The 14,976-nt window shown below is 36.6% G+C and carries 12 protein-coding genes and 1 pseudogene; 4 read left to right on the forward strand and 9 right to left on the reverse strand.

Features of this window, described 5'->3' with window-relative positions; translation table 11 throughout:
• Nucleotides 1–89: 89 nt before the first annotated feature.
• From asnS to PYW32_RS08545, 8 genes and pseudogenes are all read right to left on the reverse strand, one after another.
• Nucleotides 90–1,388: an asparagine--tRNA ligase gene (gene asnS / locus PYW32_RS08510; RefSeq protein ID WP_016174727.1), complete on the reverse strand. Its 1,299-nt coding sequence runs from the start codon at nucleotides 1,386–1,388 to the stop codon at nucleotides 90–92.
• 43 nt (nucleotides 1,389–1,431) lie between these two features.
• Nucleotides 1,432–2,622 carry a pyridoxal phosphate-dependent aminotransferase gene (locus PYW32_RS08515; RefSeq protein WP_016174726.1) on the reverse strand — a complete coding sequence of 397 codons (1,191 nt, stop codon included), beginning with the start codon at nucleotides 2,620–2,622 and terminating at the stop codon, nucleotides 1,432–1,434.
• 25 nt (nucleotides 2,623–2,647) lie between these two features.
• Entirely contained in the window at nucleotides 2,648–3,148 is a 501-nt protein-coding gene (locus PYW32_RS08520; RefSeq protein ID WP_016174725.1) for a cell wall elongation regulator TseB-like domain-containing protein, read from the reverse strand.
• A 34-nt stretch (nucleotides 3,149–3,182) separates the two neighbouring features.
• Nucleotides 3,183–5,978: a helicase C-terminal domain-containing protein gene (locus tag PYW32_RS08525; RefSeq protein ID WP_016174724.1), complete on the reverse strand. Its 2,796-nt coding sequence runs from the start codon at nucleotides 5,976–5,978 to the stop codon at nucleotides 3,183–3,185.
• Nucleotides 5,979–6,084: 106 nt separating this feature from the next.
• Nucleotides 6,085–7,404: a uracil-xanthine permease family protein gene (locus PYW32_RS08530; protein ID WP_016174723.1), complete on the reverse strand. Its 1,320-nt coding sequence runs from the start codon at nucleotides 7,402–7,404 to the stop codon at nucleotides 6,085–6,087.
• 11 nt (nucleotides 7,405–7,415) lie between these two features.
• A pseudogene (gene guaD, locus PYW32_RS08535) lies at nucleotides 7,416–8,758 on the reverse strand (guanine deaminase); the annotation flags it as partial.
• 189 nt (nucleotides 8,759–8,947) lie between these two features.
• Nucleotides 8,948–9,148 carry a cold-shock protein gene (locus PYW32_RS08540; RefSeq protein WP_016174721.1) on the reverse strand — a complete coding sequence of 67 codons (201 nt, stop codon included), beginning with the start codon at nucleotides 9,146–9,148 and terminating at the stop codon, nucleotides 8,948–8,950.
• 174 nt (nucleotides 9,149–9,322) lie between these two features.
• Complete coding sequence (locus PYW32_RS08545) at nucleotides 9,323–10,429, reverse strand: baeRF6 domain-containing protein (RefSeq protein ID WP_016174720.1); 1,107 nt, start codon at nucleotides 10,427–10,429, stop codon at nucleotides 9,323–9,325.
• Between the two features lie 235 nt (nucleotides 10,430–10,664).
• Between PYW32_RS08545 and PYW32_RS08550 the strand changes: the two genes are divergently transcribed.
• Nucleotides 10,665–12,200, forward strand: a complete 1,536-nt coding sequence (locus PYW32_RS08550) for a zinc ABC transporter substrate-binding protein AdcA (RefSeq protein ID WP_245558523.1) — start codon at nucleotides 10,665–10,667, stop codon at nucleotides 12,198–12,200.
• 112 nt (nucleotides 12,201–12,312) lie between these two features.
• Here PYW32_RS08550 and PYW32_RS08555 read toward each other — a convergent pair whose 3' ends face one another.
• Entirely contained in the window at nucleotides 12,313–13,497 is a 1,185-nt protein-coding gene (locus PYW32_RS08555) for an IS110 family RNA-guided transposase (RefSeq protein WP_016174718.1), read from the reverse strand.
• Nucleotides 13,498–13,812: 315 nt separating this feature from the next.
• Here PYW32_RS08555 and PYW32_RS08560 point away from each other — a divergent pair, with 315 nt between their 5' ends.
• From PYW32_RS08560 to PYW32_RS08570, 3 genes are read left to right on the forward strand one after another with little or no spacing between them, the layout of a single operon-like run.
• Nucleotides 13,813–13,926 (forward strand): putative metal homeostasis protein, encoded by a 114-nt coding sequence (locus tag PYW32_RS08560; RefSeq protein ID WP_016174717.1) that lies wholly within the window; start codon nucleotides 13,813–13,815, stop codon nucleotides 13,924–13,926.
• A gap of 14 nt (nucleotides 13,927–13,940) precedes the next feature.
• Nucleotides 13,941–14,210, forward strand: coding sequence for a 30S ribosomal protein S14 (rpsN, locus tag PYW32_RS08565; RefSeq protein WP_016174716.1), 270 nt, complete (start codon nucleotides 13,941–13,943; stop codon nucleotides 14,208–14,210).
• Nucleotides 14,211–14,213: 3 nt separating this feature from the next.
• Complete coding sequence (locus tag PYW32_RS08570) at nucleotides 14,214–14,624, forward strand: NusG domain II-containing protein (protein WP_016174715.1); 411 nt, start codon at nucleotides 14,214–14,216, stop codon at nucleotides 14,622–14,624.
• Nucleotides 14,625–14,976: the final 352 nt, after the last annotated feature.

The raw sequence follows: 14,976 nt of genomic DNA on the forward strand, positions 1-14,976 counted from the left end.
GTAAAACGGCAAATTTACACATTTGTTTTCACTCTTCTTTTGTCTTTAGTATAACAAAAAAACGCCCAAAAAGCGGGCGTTTTGTAGTGTTATGGATAAATACGATTCAACAAACGTGGGAATGGACTGGCTTCACGAACATGTTCGATACCTGCTAACCAAGTCACTGTTCGTTCTAATCCTAAACCAAAACCGGAATGAGGAACAGAACCATATTTACGTAAATCAAGATACCAAGAGTATTCTTCTGGATTTAATCCATGACGTTCGATTTCACCTAATAAATGATCGTAATCTACGTCACGTTCAGAACCACCAATAATTTCGCCATAACCTTCTGGCGCAATCATATCGGCACAAATGACAACATCTTCACGTGTTGGATGTGGTTTCATATAGAATGGTTTAATTGCTTTTGGATAGTTTAAGATAAAAACTGGACGGTCATATGAATTCGCGATAAACGTTTCATGTGGTGAACCGAAATCATCGCCCCATTCAATATCATCAAACCCATTTTCTTTTAATAAGTCAATTGCTTCATCATAAGAAATACGTGGGTAAGGCAATTTTGTATATTTTTCTAAAATTGCACGGTCACGCCCAAGTGTTTCTAACGCTAATTCACAATTATCTAAAACGTTTTGCACTAAAAATGCAACATATTGTTCTTGAATTTCTAAACTTTCATCTTGGTGCATGAATGCCATTTCTGGTTCCATCATCCAAAATTCGATTAAATGACGACGTGTTTTTGATTTTTCAGCACGGAAAGTTGGTCCAAACGAGAACACTTTACCAAATGCCATCGCTGCAGCTTCCATATACAGTTGTCCTGATTGAGAAAGATACGCTTTTTGATCGAAATAATTTGTTTCAAATAAATCAGTTGTTCCTTCTGGTGCAGAACCAGTTAGAATCGGTGGATCAATTTTAATAAAGTTGTGTTTGTTGAAAAATTCGTACGTTGCACGAATAATTTCGTTACGAATTTGCATAATCGCATGCTGTCTTGAAGAACGCAACCATAAATGACGGTGATCCATCAAAAATTCTGTGCCATGTTCTTTTGGTGTGATTGGGTAATCATGACTTTCGCCAATCACTTCGATGCCTTGTACACCAATTTCGTAGCCAAATTTTGAACGGCTGTCTTCACGGATTTCACCAGTCACCCAAACTGAAGTTTCTTGCGTTAAGTTTTTCGCTGTTTGGAAAATTTCTTCTCCGACTTCATTTTTTACAACAATTCCTTGAAACATTGCTGTTCCATCTCTTAGTTGTAAAAAGGCGATTTTTCCGCTTGAGCGTTTGTTCGCAATCCATGCACCGATTTTAACGGTTTCTCCGACATGTTTTTTTGCATCAATAATTTGAATTTGTTCCACGTGTGTCTCTCCATTCTATAATTAAACATTCTATGACAGTGTATTACTTTCTGCGATTTTTTTCAACAAATGCCTTGATTCGATTGACAGTTTCTTCTAAGGTTGCCCAGTCTGAGGCATAACTTAAACGGATATTTTCATTGGCACCAAAACCAGCACCGGTCACTACTGCAACATGCGCTTCATTTAATAACGCATCGGTAAATTCAGTAACATCCGTATATCCACAAAGTTCCATCGTACCTTTAACATTTGGAAACAAATAAAAGGCACCTTGAGGTTTAGCCAATTTCACACCTGGAATTTCTAACATTAACGGATACAAGCGATTTAAACGTTCCTCGAAAGCTTGACGCATTTCTTCCACAGTATCTTGTGTACCTGTTAATGCTTCTACAGCTGCATATTGACTAACCGCTGTTGGATTACTTGTTGATTGAGAAGCAATATCTGTCATCGCTTGAATCAATTCTTTGTCGCCAATCGCAAAACCAATGCGCCAGCCAGTCATTGAATAACTTTTTGAAACGCCATTGATAATCAGTGTTTGTTTGCGAATTTCTTCAGAAATCGTCGCAATCGGTGTAAACTCGTTACCATCATAGACTAAACGACCATAAATATCATCTGCTATAATTAAAAGGTCATGTGCAACGGCCCATTCACCAATTGCTTGTAATTCATCTTTTGTGTAAATCATACCAGTAGGGTTAGAAGGTGAATTTAAAATCACCGCTTTTGATTGCTCTGTGCGGACTGATTCTAATTGTGCAACAGTCACTTTAAATTGATTGTCTTCACTACCTTCAACAAAAACAGGTGTCCCATCTGCTAATTTGACTTGTTCACCATAACTTACCCAATACGGTGTAGGAATAATGACTTCATCGCCTTCATCTAAAATCGCTTGGAATAACGCATACAAAGCAAATTTAGCTCCATCTGTTACTAATGTTTGAGAAACATCATACGTTAAACCATAAAATTTTTCGATATAATCAACAATCGCTTGACGTAGTTCCGGAATACCTGCACTTGGTGTGTAGAAGCTAGCTTTTCCAGATTCAATCGCCGCAATGGCTGCTTTTTGAATATTTTTTGGTGTTGGAAAATCCGGCTCTCCTAATGTCACACTTAAGACATCAACGCCTTGGCTTTTTAATTCTTTCGCTTTTGTCGAAGCAGCTAACGTTACAGATGGTTCTAATGTTTCTGTTCTTTTTGATAATTTCATCTCATTCACCCTTTCAATTTACACCTTAAATATTTCGAATTACTTTGACTTCTTTCCCGTCTTTGAAGTCTAAAAGATAATAGTTATTCCCCTTATTACCTTTTGTCATCACTTCCCAAACAGGTTGGTCTTCAAACATACCTAGAGTCGCTTTTCGTAACGTTTCTCTTGGGTAGTCTTTAAAAATCTTCTCTTTCGCTTCGTCTTCCGTTAACCCTTCATCTTGTGCCAGTACGGTCACGTTTTCTCCTGATTTAGGAATGATGGCCACAACATCTTGTTGTTCCTGATTCTTCCCTAAGACAGAAAAATACGTATCTTCTCTAGTAAACCAATAAAAACGATCGACTTCTTCAATACTTGCATATTGTTTAGCAAGCTGAGTCGCTTCAGCTTTGGCTTGACGGATTGAACTGGTTGCACGAATGTAAGAAAGCGAAGAAAAGAGAATAATAAGCAGCAGGATAGTAATTCCTATCAACAATGCAATAATTTTTCGTTTTTCTTTTTGATCATCGGCTGTCACTTCTTTTGTTCACTTCCTTTCTTGCTAGGTCTCATTATACAAAAACTTTCGCTGAATCTGTACTATTTTCATTTAAATCTTTGGTCTTTTCTAAGAACTGAACCGTTGCCTCACGAATTTCTTCGACGGAAGCTTCTTGTAAAAGTAATTCTTTTGGTAACGCACGAGCCATTTTTTTCCCGTATTTGGTTGTCACAATCCGACGATCTAAAATAATCATCGTACCTTTATCTTCTTGAGAACGAATCAAACGCCCCAACCCTTGACGTAATTTCAACGCTGCTTTCGGAATGGTTTCTTGGATAAAAGGATTGATTCCTTGTTTTTCTAAATAGGCTTGCCGAGCTTTCACCATTGGACGCTCAGGATTTTCAAAAGGCAAACGTGTAACAATCAATAGTTGTAAAGAGTCTCCGGGTAAATCGACACCTTCCCAGAAACTATCTGCACCAAATAAAATACTATCATTGGATTGGATAAATCGTTTTAAAAGTTTTTCACGACTACCGCCCATTCCTTGCGCTAAAATTTCACGACCATTTTCTAAAAATTTCATGTGCATACGACTATACACTTTTTGTAAAATATCATGAGAAGTAAACAAAACCAACACAGGTTGCTTCGTATCTGCCAATAAAGTCGTCAGGGTGTTTGCTAAGTATTTCGCATACTCTGACGCATCGTAGTCATGAATTGCAATGCCTTTATCGAGTGTAAATAATTGGGCTTGTTTGGCATAATCATAAGTTGTTGGTATCACTTTTAATGGCGCCTCAGGAATACCTAATTTTTTCGCAAAATAACTACGATCCCCCGACACGCGTAACGTACCACCAATATACAAAATATGTTCGTAGCGCTCATACCAACGTGTATTAGGCAAAATAGCAGCATCAAAATCAATTAATTGTAATTTCACCGTTCGTTGATTACCATAAATCGATAAAAAATGAACATAATTTTCTTCCCAATTTGAAAACCAATGATCCATTAATTGATATTGACGAACCATTTCATCAAAGAAACTTAACAAATCCCCAAACAAAATGCGCTGGCGATTTAACCAAGAATGATTCATACGATGCATCAGGGTCGTTAATTGTTCTTGTAACACTAGTAACTCTTCATAATACAATAGCAAACGTTGAATATTTTTCTCACACTGGCGAGAAACAGCTTCTCGTTGGTCTTTGGTCACTATATTCTCTTCTCTAATCCCTGTTGTTTGTGACCATTCATAAAAAATATCTTCTTGTACTTCAACAATAGCTGTCAATTCATCACGATACAATTGGAATAAGCGTGATGTTTCATAATCTTGATCAACCATTAATTGAATTAAATCAAATAATTGTCCTTCGTCTTGAAATTGTCCTAACTTGCGTTGAAAAGCACTCGTATCAACAAAAAAATTAGAGACTTGTTCCATAATGTCTGGTAAATGATGGGCTTCATCAATAATTAAATAGGGACTATTTGGGATTAATTGTTGTTGTCGCTGGGTTTCTTGTGCTAACAACGCATGATTAATAATCAAAACATTGCTTTGTTTCATTTGAGCATACAAATGACGCAAGAAATCTTCTTTGTAAAGTGCTTGTGATTTCGCTAGATTCTCTACCCCACGATGCTTGATTTCTTGGAATAATAGATGATTCAGACGAACTAAATTTAGCTCATCAAAATCACCTGTGACTGTTTGCGTTAACCACACTAATATTCCCATTTGATATAACGCGTACTGTTTTTGTTGTACAGGAATATTTAACGTTGCTTTAAATCGTTGCAAATCGATATAGTGATTCTTACTCTTAACAACAGTCGCTTGAATGGGTTGCTCTAATAGTGTATTCAATAAAGGAATATCCTGATTAATCAATTGTTGCTGCAATAAAATAGACACCGTACTAATAATGACAGGCTTTTCTGGCGTAGCTAAAAAATGTGCGGGTAACAGATAACCAATTGTTTTCCCCATACCGGTGGATGCTTCAACCAATAAATCTTTTTGCTCACTGGTAGTAAAATGACGATAAATAATATTCATCAATTTACTTTGCTCTTTACGATAGGTTAATTTCTCTTGATATAACGCCATTTTTTCTTTTTTAGTCGTTGGATAGGGTTTAGCAAAATGTTGTTCTAAAAATAATTTCACTTCTTTTTTTCGTAAAGCAATCCCATCAACAATTTCCAAATTGTCTGATAATGGTTGGGGATTGTCACGCATTTCTTGCATAACAGATTGAATGTACTCGCTCGTTTGCATGCTAGTTACCGTACTTAATTGAGCAATTTTTTCCATTGTCACTAAGGGCAATGCTTTCATAATGTGTTCCATATAAACTAATAACGCAGCCGTCACTTCCGCATCACTATCTGCTTGATGAGGCGCATCATGTTCTAACCCCAGACTTTCTGCCAAATCGCCTAAACGAAAACTAACTTCCGTTGGTAAAAAGATTTGAGCTAATTCTACGGTATCAATTCCTGGAATTTTTAACGGCGGCATGCCACAACGCTCTAATTCATGATTTAAAAAATGATAATCAAAATGGATATTATGCGCCACAAAAACCGTATTTTCTAATAAGTTATAAATAATCGGGGCAACATCTTCAAAGAGCGGGGCTTTTTTCACTCGTTTATTAGAAATATGCGTCAAGTTTTGAATTTGTTTGGAAATCGGCTGCATCGGATTGATGTCGGTCGCAAATCGACTAACGATTTTATTATTTTCAACTAAGACACAACCAAATTGGATGATACGATCGCTTTTAGGATCGGTGCCTGTTGTTTCAATATCTACAATTGCATAAGTGGTCTTCATCCTCTTCCTCCTCACACATGCTCTTTGCATTATACTACAAAGATTTTTATTCGCCCACCTTTGCCCAAACAAAAAAGACCATCCGTGAAGATAATCTTTTTTGATTTTATTTTGTTTCAGGAATTAATTTATTCATGGCAACCGCAACAATCGCACTCAAAGCAATCGGTGAATCTAATAAATATTGAATGAATTGTGGCGCACTTTGTTTGACTTCAGCTGGCATAAATAATAAACCAATTGCAAAAATTAGTGGCACACCAATAATGTATAATTCACGCTCAGAGAACTCTTGGTTCTTAATCACGCGGAAACCACTTAGCATGATAATGACACATACCACAGAGAAGACACCACCAATGACAGCCGATGGAATTGCATGAATCAATGCGGATAATTTACCTAAGAAAGATAAAATAATAAACCACACCGATGCCATAACAAAGACTTTTTTACTTGCTACACCAGTGATGGAAATGATACCTGCATTTGTTGAATAGCCAGTTACCGGTGTTGTTCCCACTAAAGCAGCAGTTAAACAGCCTAATCCTTCACCGATCACGCCTTTATTAATTTGTTCATCCGTCACAGATTCTTCGGTTACGGCGCTGACAGCATACCATGTGCCTGTTGTTTCAGCTAACAATACCATATAAATCACTAACATCGTTAAAATAGCAGATGAGTTAAACTTCAACCCAAAGTCAACAAATGCTAAATTCGGTAAACTTAAGAAAGAAGCTTCTGAAACAGAACTAAAATCTAAGCCGCCCATGAAAGAAGCAACCACTGAACCTAAAGCTAAAGCAATAATAACAGAACTAATACGGAAAATTTTGCCTAATCGAGGGAAATACTCACCCAACATAGAAAAAATGATTAACGTTGCTGCTGTAATTGCAGCTAATAAAATATTTTGATTCACACTTAAACTTTCACTTGAAACATAAATGTTCCCCGTAAAAGCAGAAGGTAGGAGCGTTAAACCAACAATCATAATAATGGTCCCACTCACAATACTTGGAATAAATTTCCGAACAATATATTTATAGACACCTGTCAAACCTAACAATACGACAGCTAACGCACCAATGACACTGGCTCCTAACACAGTATCCATGCCTTTTGACCCCAGATAAATTCCAATAATCGCTCCTAATGGAACAAATGACGGACCTTGGCAAACAGGTAATTTCAAGAAAAATAAAACTTGAATTAACGAAGCAATCCCTGCACCTAAGAAGGTCGATTGGATTAATCCGGCGGCCTCAGGTGACGACATCCCTACAGCTGTTGCAATAATAAATGGTGGGACATACACATCCATCGCCAACACATGTTGTAACCCTAAAATAAACGCTTGACCAAAGGAAATATCTTCATTTACACCCACGGTTAGGCCTTTTTTCTCTACTTTTGTTTCCACAAATTTTCCTCCTAGTACTTCTCGTGTACAAGTTTTCCTTGTACCCAAACTTGTTTAATATTGGCAGGTGTTGCTAAATAAAGTAATTTTTGCAATTGTTCCGCTGGTTCATTAAACACCCCAAAACCAGATAACGATGCGCCTGTGGCATTCATATCAATCACTTGTACATCACAGGCATACCCTTTAGCGATGACGCCAATTGGCAAGCTTAATGCCTCGCCGCCACCTTGTGTTGCTAAAGAAAAAGCTTCGATGACCGAAATACGTGAATCTGGCACACCACGTGTTTCTTGCGCACAAGTGACATCGACACCGTCTTCTAACATGCGTGAAGACATGACTGCTTGTTTGATGTTATCCCATAAACTTGGTGAAAATCCGCCAGAAATATCCGTACCTAAACCAATCTCCACACCTTGTTCTTTCAAACGTTTGATTGGAATCACGCCATTCGCAAAGTAAGCATTTGAAATCGGACAATGAGCCACTGCTGTCCCTGTCTCAACAAAAATTTCGCCATCTTTTTCATTGATGAAATTACAGTGTGCCATCACGGATTTTTCGGTTAACAAACCAAAATCACGCAATACTTCGGTATCTGATTTACCAAAACGTTCTTTCACATGATCGTGTTCCCATTGACCTTCACTACAATGAGACTGAACATGTACATGATATTTCTCAGCTAATTGCCCCAATCCAGCTAGCCCCTCGTCTGTACAACTCGGTACAAAACGTGGCGTAATCACTGGGTATACACCTTGCGAGACATTTTTCCCTAGTTCTTTTACCGCTACAATAAATTCTTCGGTATCTGTTAATGCTTGTTGTGTTGAAGCATCGCGATAAAAATCAGGGTTCATGTCTGGATGATCCATAACAACTTTCCCTACTAATCCACGTTGTCCTTGTTTTGCACAAATTTCAGCCAAAGCTAAACTTGCTTCTAAATGTACTGTTGCAAAGTATAAAACAGTAATTGTTCCACGTGCTAATAAGTTCTTCACTAAGTCTTGATACACCGTTTGAGCAAAAGTGCTGTCTTGATATTTTGCCTCTAGAGGAAAGGTACATTCATCTAACCACTTATTGAGTGGTTCATCTAAGGCAATTCCAGCTTGTGGCCATTGCGGAGCATGGACATGTAAATCAATAAAACCTGGTAAGAAATATTGTCCGTCTTCTAACTCTACAAATTTATCGCTTGCCTGAGCTTCTTTTAATTTGGTTTGATACAATGTATCTTTTGTTTGGAATACATTTTGGATAATTCCTTGTTCATCCACTTCAATAAGTACATCTTATAAAAAAAAACTAATTGACCATAGCTTGGCGTATAGAATACAGCCCCTTAAAAAAACATGATTGTTTGCTCCTTCTTTTTTATTCTTTTTAATTATAATAGAAAACCTATCACCCACAAGATTCTTCCGTAAGTTAACAACCAAAATTATATTACCGTTCATTTTTAACCGCTTACAATAAAAGGTACACAAAAAAGACGAAGTCGTTCAACTTCGTCTTGTAAATTCATATAGAATTAAGCTTTAACAACGTTAGTAGCTTGAGGGCCACGTTGTCCTTCTTCGATATCAAAAGTTACTGCTTGACCTTCTTCTAAAGTTTTGAAGCCGTCTCCTTGGATAGCTGAGAAATGTACGAATACATCGTTACCATTTTCTGCAGTGATAAATCCAAAACCTTTGTCTGCGTTAAACCATTTTACTGTACCTGTTTCCATATTAAAAAATCCTCCTTGTGTATAAACACATATTTTGCAATTACTTGTTAAGGTGAAAATTTGGAAGATGTTTTAAAATGAAACAAGCTACCATATTTACCATTACAAAAACTACATTTTCATTATAACACACTCATTATAAAAATATCTACCTTTTTTCAGAAGATTTCAAAACTAATAGCGTAAAATAGCAACTAATTCCTTCTCACCTGGTGCATCTTTTTGATCCAAAACAAAAACATCGCCACCATTACGAATGGTATCATTTGTTAACGTATTTAATACTTGTCGCCAATCATATTCCTCTTCTGGATTATCGCCATAGCCATCAATCAAGTTCGAAGTTGAGATAAATAGATGCGAAACACGCCCTTCTGATGCAGCTTGACGAATATCTGCTAATTGATCAAAGAATTTACGCTCAATCAACTCTTTATAATTTTTTACTTCTTTTGCTGTTAGCTTATCGACAATTACTTGCGTGCCTTTTTCAATTTCATTTACAGACAATTGTGCGGGCGATGAAGATACTGCAATCGACGAATCATAATAAGGATATTTTGCCACTTTTTTAAAGGTTGTTTGATTTTCTGGAAGTGCAAAAAGATAAAGTGGTAACTTCTCGCCATTTTCCAATTCCTCTTTCAAGAAAGTATCCACTGCTTGGTAGTAGTTCACCCAATCAATTTCGACTTCCTCATCTTTTGCACTGACACCGTGATAAGCAGCACTTGAATTTCCTTGTGTGCGGAAGTTTAAGTTGCCACCTGTAATTTCTTCACCCAGTGCTTTTTTAATATCTGTTGGTGCCCCTTCTGATAAAGAAACTTCAGAAAGTTGCTTATTTTCCATGTAATACAATTTCATTGAATCGCGATTTAAACCTAATAGATGGTAATTATAATTGAATTGGGCATTTTTAATAATCGCCAATAGATAAGGTGTATCCCCAACATAATATTGGTCATCTACAGCAATACTTAAACGGTGAACATAGGTTTCTTCGGTTGTTAAAATAATCGCAACACTAGCTGTTGCACTACGCCAAAAGTTTCGATCATTCAATAACGTATCTGTTTTTTCCTGAAATTTTTGCCAGTCGTTTTCAGAATAACGTTTATTAAATCGTTTTTTTGCTTCTTTAACAAAGTTCTTGAATTTTAATTGATCTTTTTCGATGTCTTGATGAGCCACATGTGTATTTAACATGATTGTTACAAATGGTCCTTGTACACCTTCGGAAGTGAGTTGATCCAATAATTCTTTACCAATTTTCGCCATAATATTCCCTCCTACAAAATTATATATTACACAATTAGTGTATCATGCCTCAGAGTGCTTTCCAAATAAAACGGTTACGTAACTAGTAATAGCCATTTTAAAAAATAAATGAAGAAAAGGCTTGACTTTCATTTTACTCTTATGATAAATTAGGCACTGCCTTAAATCGTAACAATTACGATTTACAAAAAATAATAAGAGAGATTCTTATTAAGGTAGAAAGTGAGTGAAGAACGTGAAAAAAGGAAAATTAGGTATGTTGTTAGTCAGCACACTCTTATTAGGGGCTTGTGCAAGCAACACAACGGATAAAACGGATAGTACATCATCAAAAGAGGAATCATTAGAAATTGTTACTACCTTCTATCCGATGTATGATTTCACAAAAAATATTGTTGGAGATGAAGCCAACGTCGAATTATTGATACCGGCTGGAACAGAAGCACATGATTATGAACCGTCTGCCAAAGATATCGCTAATATTCAACAAGCTGATGCCTTTGTTTATAACAATGAGAATATGGAAATGTGGGTTCCTTCTCTTGAAGAATCGTTAAAAGATGGTGACGTCAACGTCATTAAAGCAACTGAAGGCATGTTATTGTTACCTGGTTCTGAAGATGATCATGACCACGATCATGGACATGGCGAAGAAAGACATAGTCATGAACTAGACCCTCATGTTTGGATATCTCCTTATCGTGCCATTCAAGAAGTTGAAAGTATCCGTGACCAATTGATTGCTGCATATCCAGATAAAAAAGAAGCGTTCACTACAAATGCTGAAAAATATTTAACAAAATTATCTACCCTTGATGAAAGCTATCAAGAAGCATTTGAACAAGCAAAACAAAAAAGCTTTGTCACACAACATGCAGCTTTTGGTTACTTGGCTTTAGATTATGGTTTGACACAAGTCTCGATTGCTGGTCTTTCTCCAGATGAAGAACCTTCCCCTGCTCGTTTAGCAGAACTAAAAGAATTTGTTGACGAACATGGCGTAAAATATATTTACTTTGAAGAAAATGCGAATGATGCTATCGCTCGTACGCTAGCTGATGAAGCTAAAGTAGACCTAGAAGTTCTAAATCCACTTGAAGGTTTAACCAAAGAAGCCATCGATAACGGTGAAGACTATGTTTCAGTAATGGAACAAAATTTAGTAGCCTTACGTAAAACAACCGATACAGAAAATCCAAAAGAAGAAACAGCTAAAGCAGAAAAAGAAAAAACTGTTTATAATGGCTATTTTGAGGATAATGATGTCAAAGATCGCCCATTATCTGATTGGAGTGGTGAATGGCAATCTGTTTATCCATTACTTGAAGATGGTTCATTAGATCAAGTCTTTGATTACAAAGCAAAACTGGACCCAAGTCAAACAAAAGAAGAATACAAAGAATATTATACAGTTGGTTACCAAACAGATGTCAAAGAAATAACTATTACCGATGACACCATGGAATTTATTTTCGACGATAATTCGTCTGAAAAAGCAACGTATCGCTATGCTGGAAAAGAGATTTTAAATTATAAAGCTGGAAACCGTGGCGTTCGTTTCTTATTTGAAGCAACAGATCCAGATACGAAAGCATTTAAATATGTTCAATTTAGCGATCATTCAATTTCACCAACAAAAGCCGCTCACTTCCACATTTATTTTGGAAATGATAGTCAAGAAGCTTTGTTAGAAGAAGTAGATAATTGGCCAACGTATTACCGGACTGATTTATCTGCAACTGAAATTGCTCAAGAAATGTTAGCACACTAATCGTTTAGAAAGACTAACTATATAAAGTCAAGTGAAAATAAATAAAATCTTCTGATTGAAAAATAACGAATAAGTGCATCACAAATAAACCTCAGAAAGATTATTTTTTTCACTACTGACGAATTTCATACGGTTCATTCTTTGTTAGAATGGCATGAATAATATAGCATAGCTTTCTTGAAACAGCGCCAATCGCTGTAAGATGGTGTTTTCCTTCTGCTCGTTTCTTATCATAAAAGGCTTTGAAAACTGGATCACATCTGGACGCAATGAGTGCCGCTTGAAACAGTGCTTTTCTTAAGTAGGGAGAGCCACGTTTACTCATCACGTTGTGAGTGGCTTCATATTCACCAGATTTTGAGACAGACGCATCGATTCCTGCGTAGGCTACTAATTTTTTAGGCGTAGAAAATTTCTGAATATCACCAATTTCACCTAAAATCGTCGCACCAAGGACAGTTCCAATACCAGGAACGGTTTCTATGACCGAATGAAGAGAAGCCATTAATTGTGCAATTTCTTCTTCTGTTCGTTTAATTTGTTCTTCTAAAAAGCTGAGTTGATCAATCATAGAACGTAATTGAAAAACAAAGGCATCTTGAGCAAAACGAACACCAAAAGAATGAGCGGCGGCTGTTTTCAGTGCCTCTGCCTTGCTTTGTCCAACACGACTTCGACTCGCTACACGGAGTGTTTCAGCTAATGTTTCGGCAGAAACTTGATTGAATTCATCAGGAGACGAAAACTCAGATAGGACGGCTTTGGAGGCTTTGCCAAAAATGCCAACTTTTGAAAACACCTTTTCGTACTCAGGAAAGATTTGGTCTAGTATGGCAATGACTTTTCGTTTAAAGTCGCCAGCTGTGCCAACAAGATATGAACGATAACGAGTCAATTGACGTAAGGAGAACATGGTTTCGTCCGCTAAAGCTGTTTCGTTGAATGAACCGTAGCGAATTAAGTCAGCAATTAATACTGAGTCGATACTATCATTTTTTCGTTTACGAATTTCAGTTCCTTTTCTCCAGCCATCTGTTTGAATGGGATTGATGACGTGAACAAGAAACTGTTGTTCATCAAGAAATGAGAAAAGGGCTAACCAATAGTGACCGGTGGCTTCCATACCAACAAGAAAGTCCTCTGTGGAATCAGAGAAAGAAGTAAGTCGTTCTAAAAGAGCGTGAGTACCGTCCAAAGAATTCACAAAAGAGAAACCTTTAAGTAGGACTTTTCCTTCGTCATTCATGATGGAAGCGACGTGTGTTCGTTTGCCAATATCAATACCTAGATAAAACATAAGCACACCTTCTTTACAAAATTTGGATTGATTACCACTCAACTGAAAAGCGTCACTACCTTGTTCTAGATACGGAGTAAGGCATTTGCCTTCAACATCTAACTCATTCGTAAACAGCTTAACAGAGAGAGGGATTAGTCTTTCGATTACGAGTTTGAAAACTCAAGGAAGAAACAATCTACCTCTCAATCCATTAAGTATATTTTCTCAAATAATTGAGTAAATACCAAATAAAAAATAACAAAAGGTTCCTAAGGTTCTCCTCTAAAAATCGGAAGATTAAAACCTTAAATATAATATACAAGGAAGATTTACATGGAAAAGCAAGATTTATCGAGTGCTTACCGTCGTCTAAAAAGTCCTAATATTAAGACACGCAAACGGGCATTGAAAATCATTCACCAATACAAACGCAACAATAAAAAATAAAGGAGTCCTTTTAAATGGCAAAAAAATCAAAAATTGCAAAATACAATAAACAACGTGCATTAGTCGAACAATATGCTGCCTTACGCCAAGAGTTAAAAGCAAAAGGCGATTATGAAGCATTAGCAAAATTACCGAAAGATTCACACCCAAATCGCTTAAAAAATCGTGATGTGATTGATGGACGACCACATGCTTATATGCGTAAATTTGGTTTATCAAGAATTAATTTCCGTAAATATGCACATCTTGGTCAAATCCCGGGTGTCAAAAAAGCTAGTTGGTAAGCGATGAAAAAACGCTTGAAACAAATGAGAATCAAGCCATTCGATCTCCCAATTATCCTTTTGTTGATTCTCTTTTCGTTCGCTCCCTTAGTTATTTTCGCTGCCCAACAGCAACCCGAATCTGATACACCTTCTGCCCGTTATGCGATTATTCGAATTAATGGGCAAGAAGTCGATCGCTTTAATTTAGACGAAACACAAGATTTTGAAAAAACATACTATCCTGCAAAAGATCAGTACAATATTATTCAAGTAAAAGAAGGACGTATTCGCGTTCGTGAAGATAATAGTCCAGATCAAATTGCAGTTAAAACAAGTTGGATTGCTAAAAATGGCGAAACAAGTATCTGTCTCCCCCACAAATTAGTCATTGAAATCCAACAAGAAGGCGCAGAAGATGCCTTTATCAATTAAAACGAGGCTGTAATCTGTAAAAATAAACTATCCGAACGATAGAGAGAAATCCCTTCTGTGGGTTCTAATCGCAAATTCACTTGAATTAGCGTTTCTCATTTTATATTGTTCGGATAGTTTTTTACTTATATTGTAATCAATATGAATCGTCTCTTTTGGAATACCTAGCAGTGCTGTTTCTACAGAATAAGCCTTATCTTCAAATGATTGGCTAAGAAAATCAAACCAATGCGTAAATAATGGTTCCCCAAAACAAAGCCAAGAAACCTAAGATAAAACGCCATGCAACATAAGATTTCATTTTCGTTATTTTCATATAGATTCCTCCTAATCTTCTGTATCTTACAACTTA

The sequence above is a fragment of the Enterococcus saccharolyticus subsp. saccharolyticus genome (assembly GCF_029023825.1).
Taxonomy (GTDB): Bacteria; Bacillota; Bacilli; order Lactobacillales; family Enterococcaceae; genus Enterococcus_F; species Enterococcus_F saccharolyticus.

Bases quoted from the DNA above. Each gene is read 5' to 3' on its own strand.
- PYW32_RS08515 (WP_016174726.1), bottom strand. From the start codon at position 2,622: ATGAAATTATCAAAAAGAACAGAAACATTAGAACCATCTGTAACGTTA.
- PYW32_RS08525 (WP_016174724.1), bottom strand. From the start codon at position 5,978: ATGAAGACCACTTATGCAATTGTAGATATTGAAACAACAGGCACCGAT.
- PYW32_RS08540 (WP_016174721.1), bottom strand. From the start codon at position 9,148: ATGGAAACAGGTACAGTAAAATGGTTTAACGCAGACAAAGGTTTTGGA.
- PYW32_RS08545 (WP_016174720.1), bottom strand. From the start codon at position 10,429: ATGGCGAAAATTGGTAAAGAATTATTGGATCAACTCACTTCCGAAGGT.
- PYW32_RS08555 (WP_016174718.1), bottom strand. From the start codon at position 13,497: ATGTTTTATCTAGGTATTGATATTGGCAAACGAACACACGTCGCTTCC.
- PYW32_RS08560 (WP_016174717.1), top strand. From the start codon at position 13,813: ATGGAAAAGCAAGATTTATCGAGTGCTTACCGTCGTCTAAAAAGTCCT.
- rpsN (WP_016174716.1), top strand. From the start codon at position 13,941: ATGGCAAAAAAATCAAAAATTGCAAAATACAATAAACAACGTGCATTA.
- PYW32_RS08570 (WP_016174715.1), top strand. From the start codon at position 14,214: ATGAAAAAACGCTTGAAACAAATGAGAATCAAGCCATTCGATCTCCCA.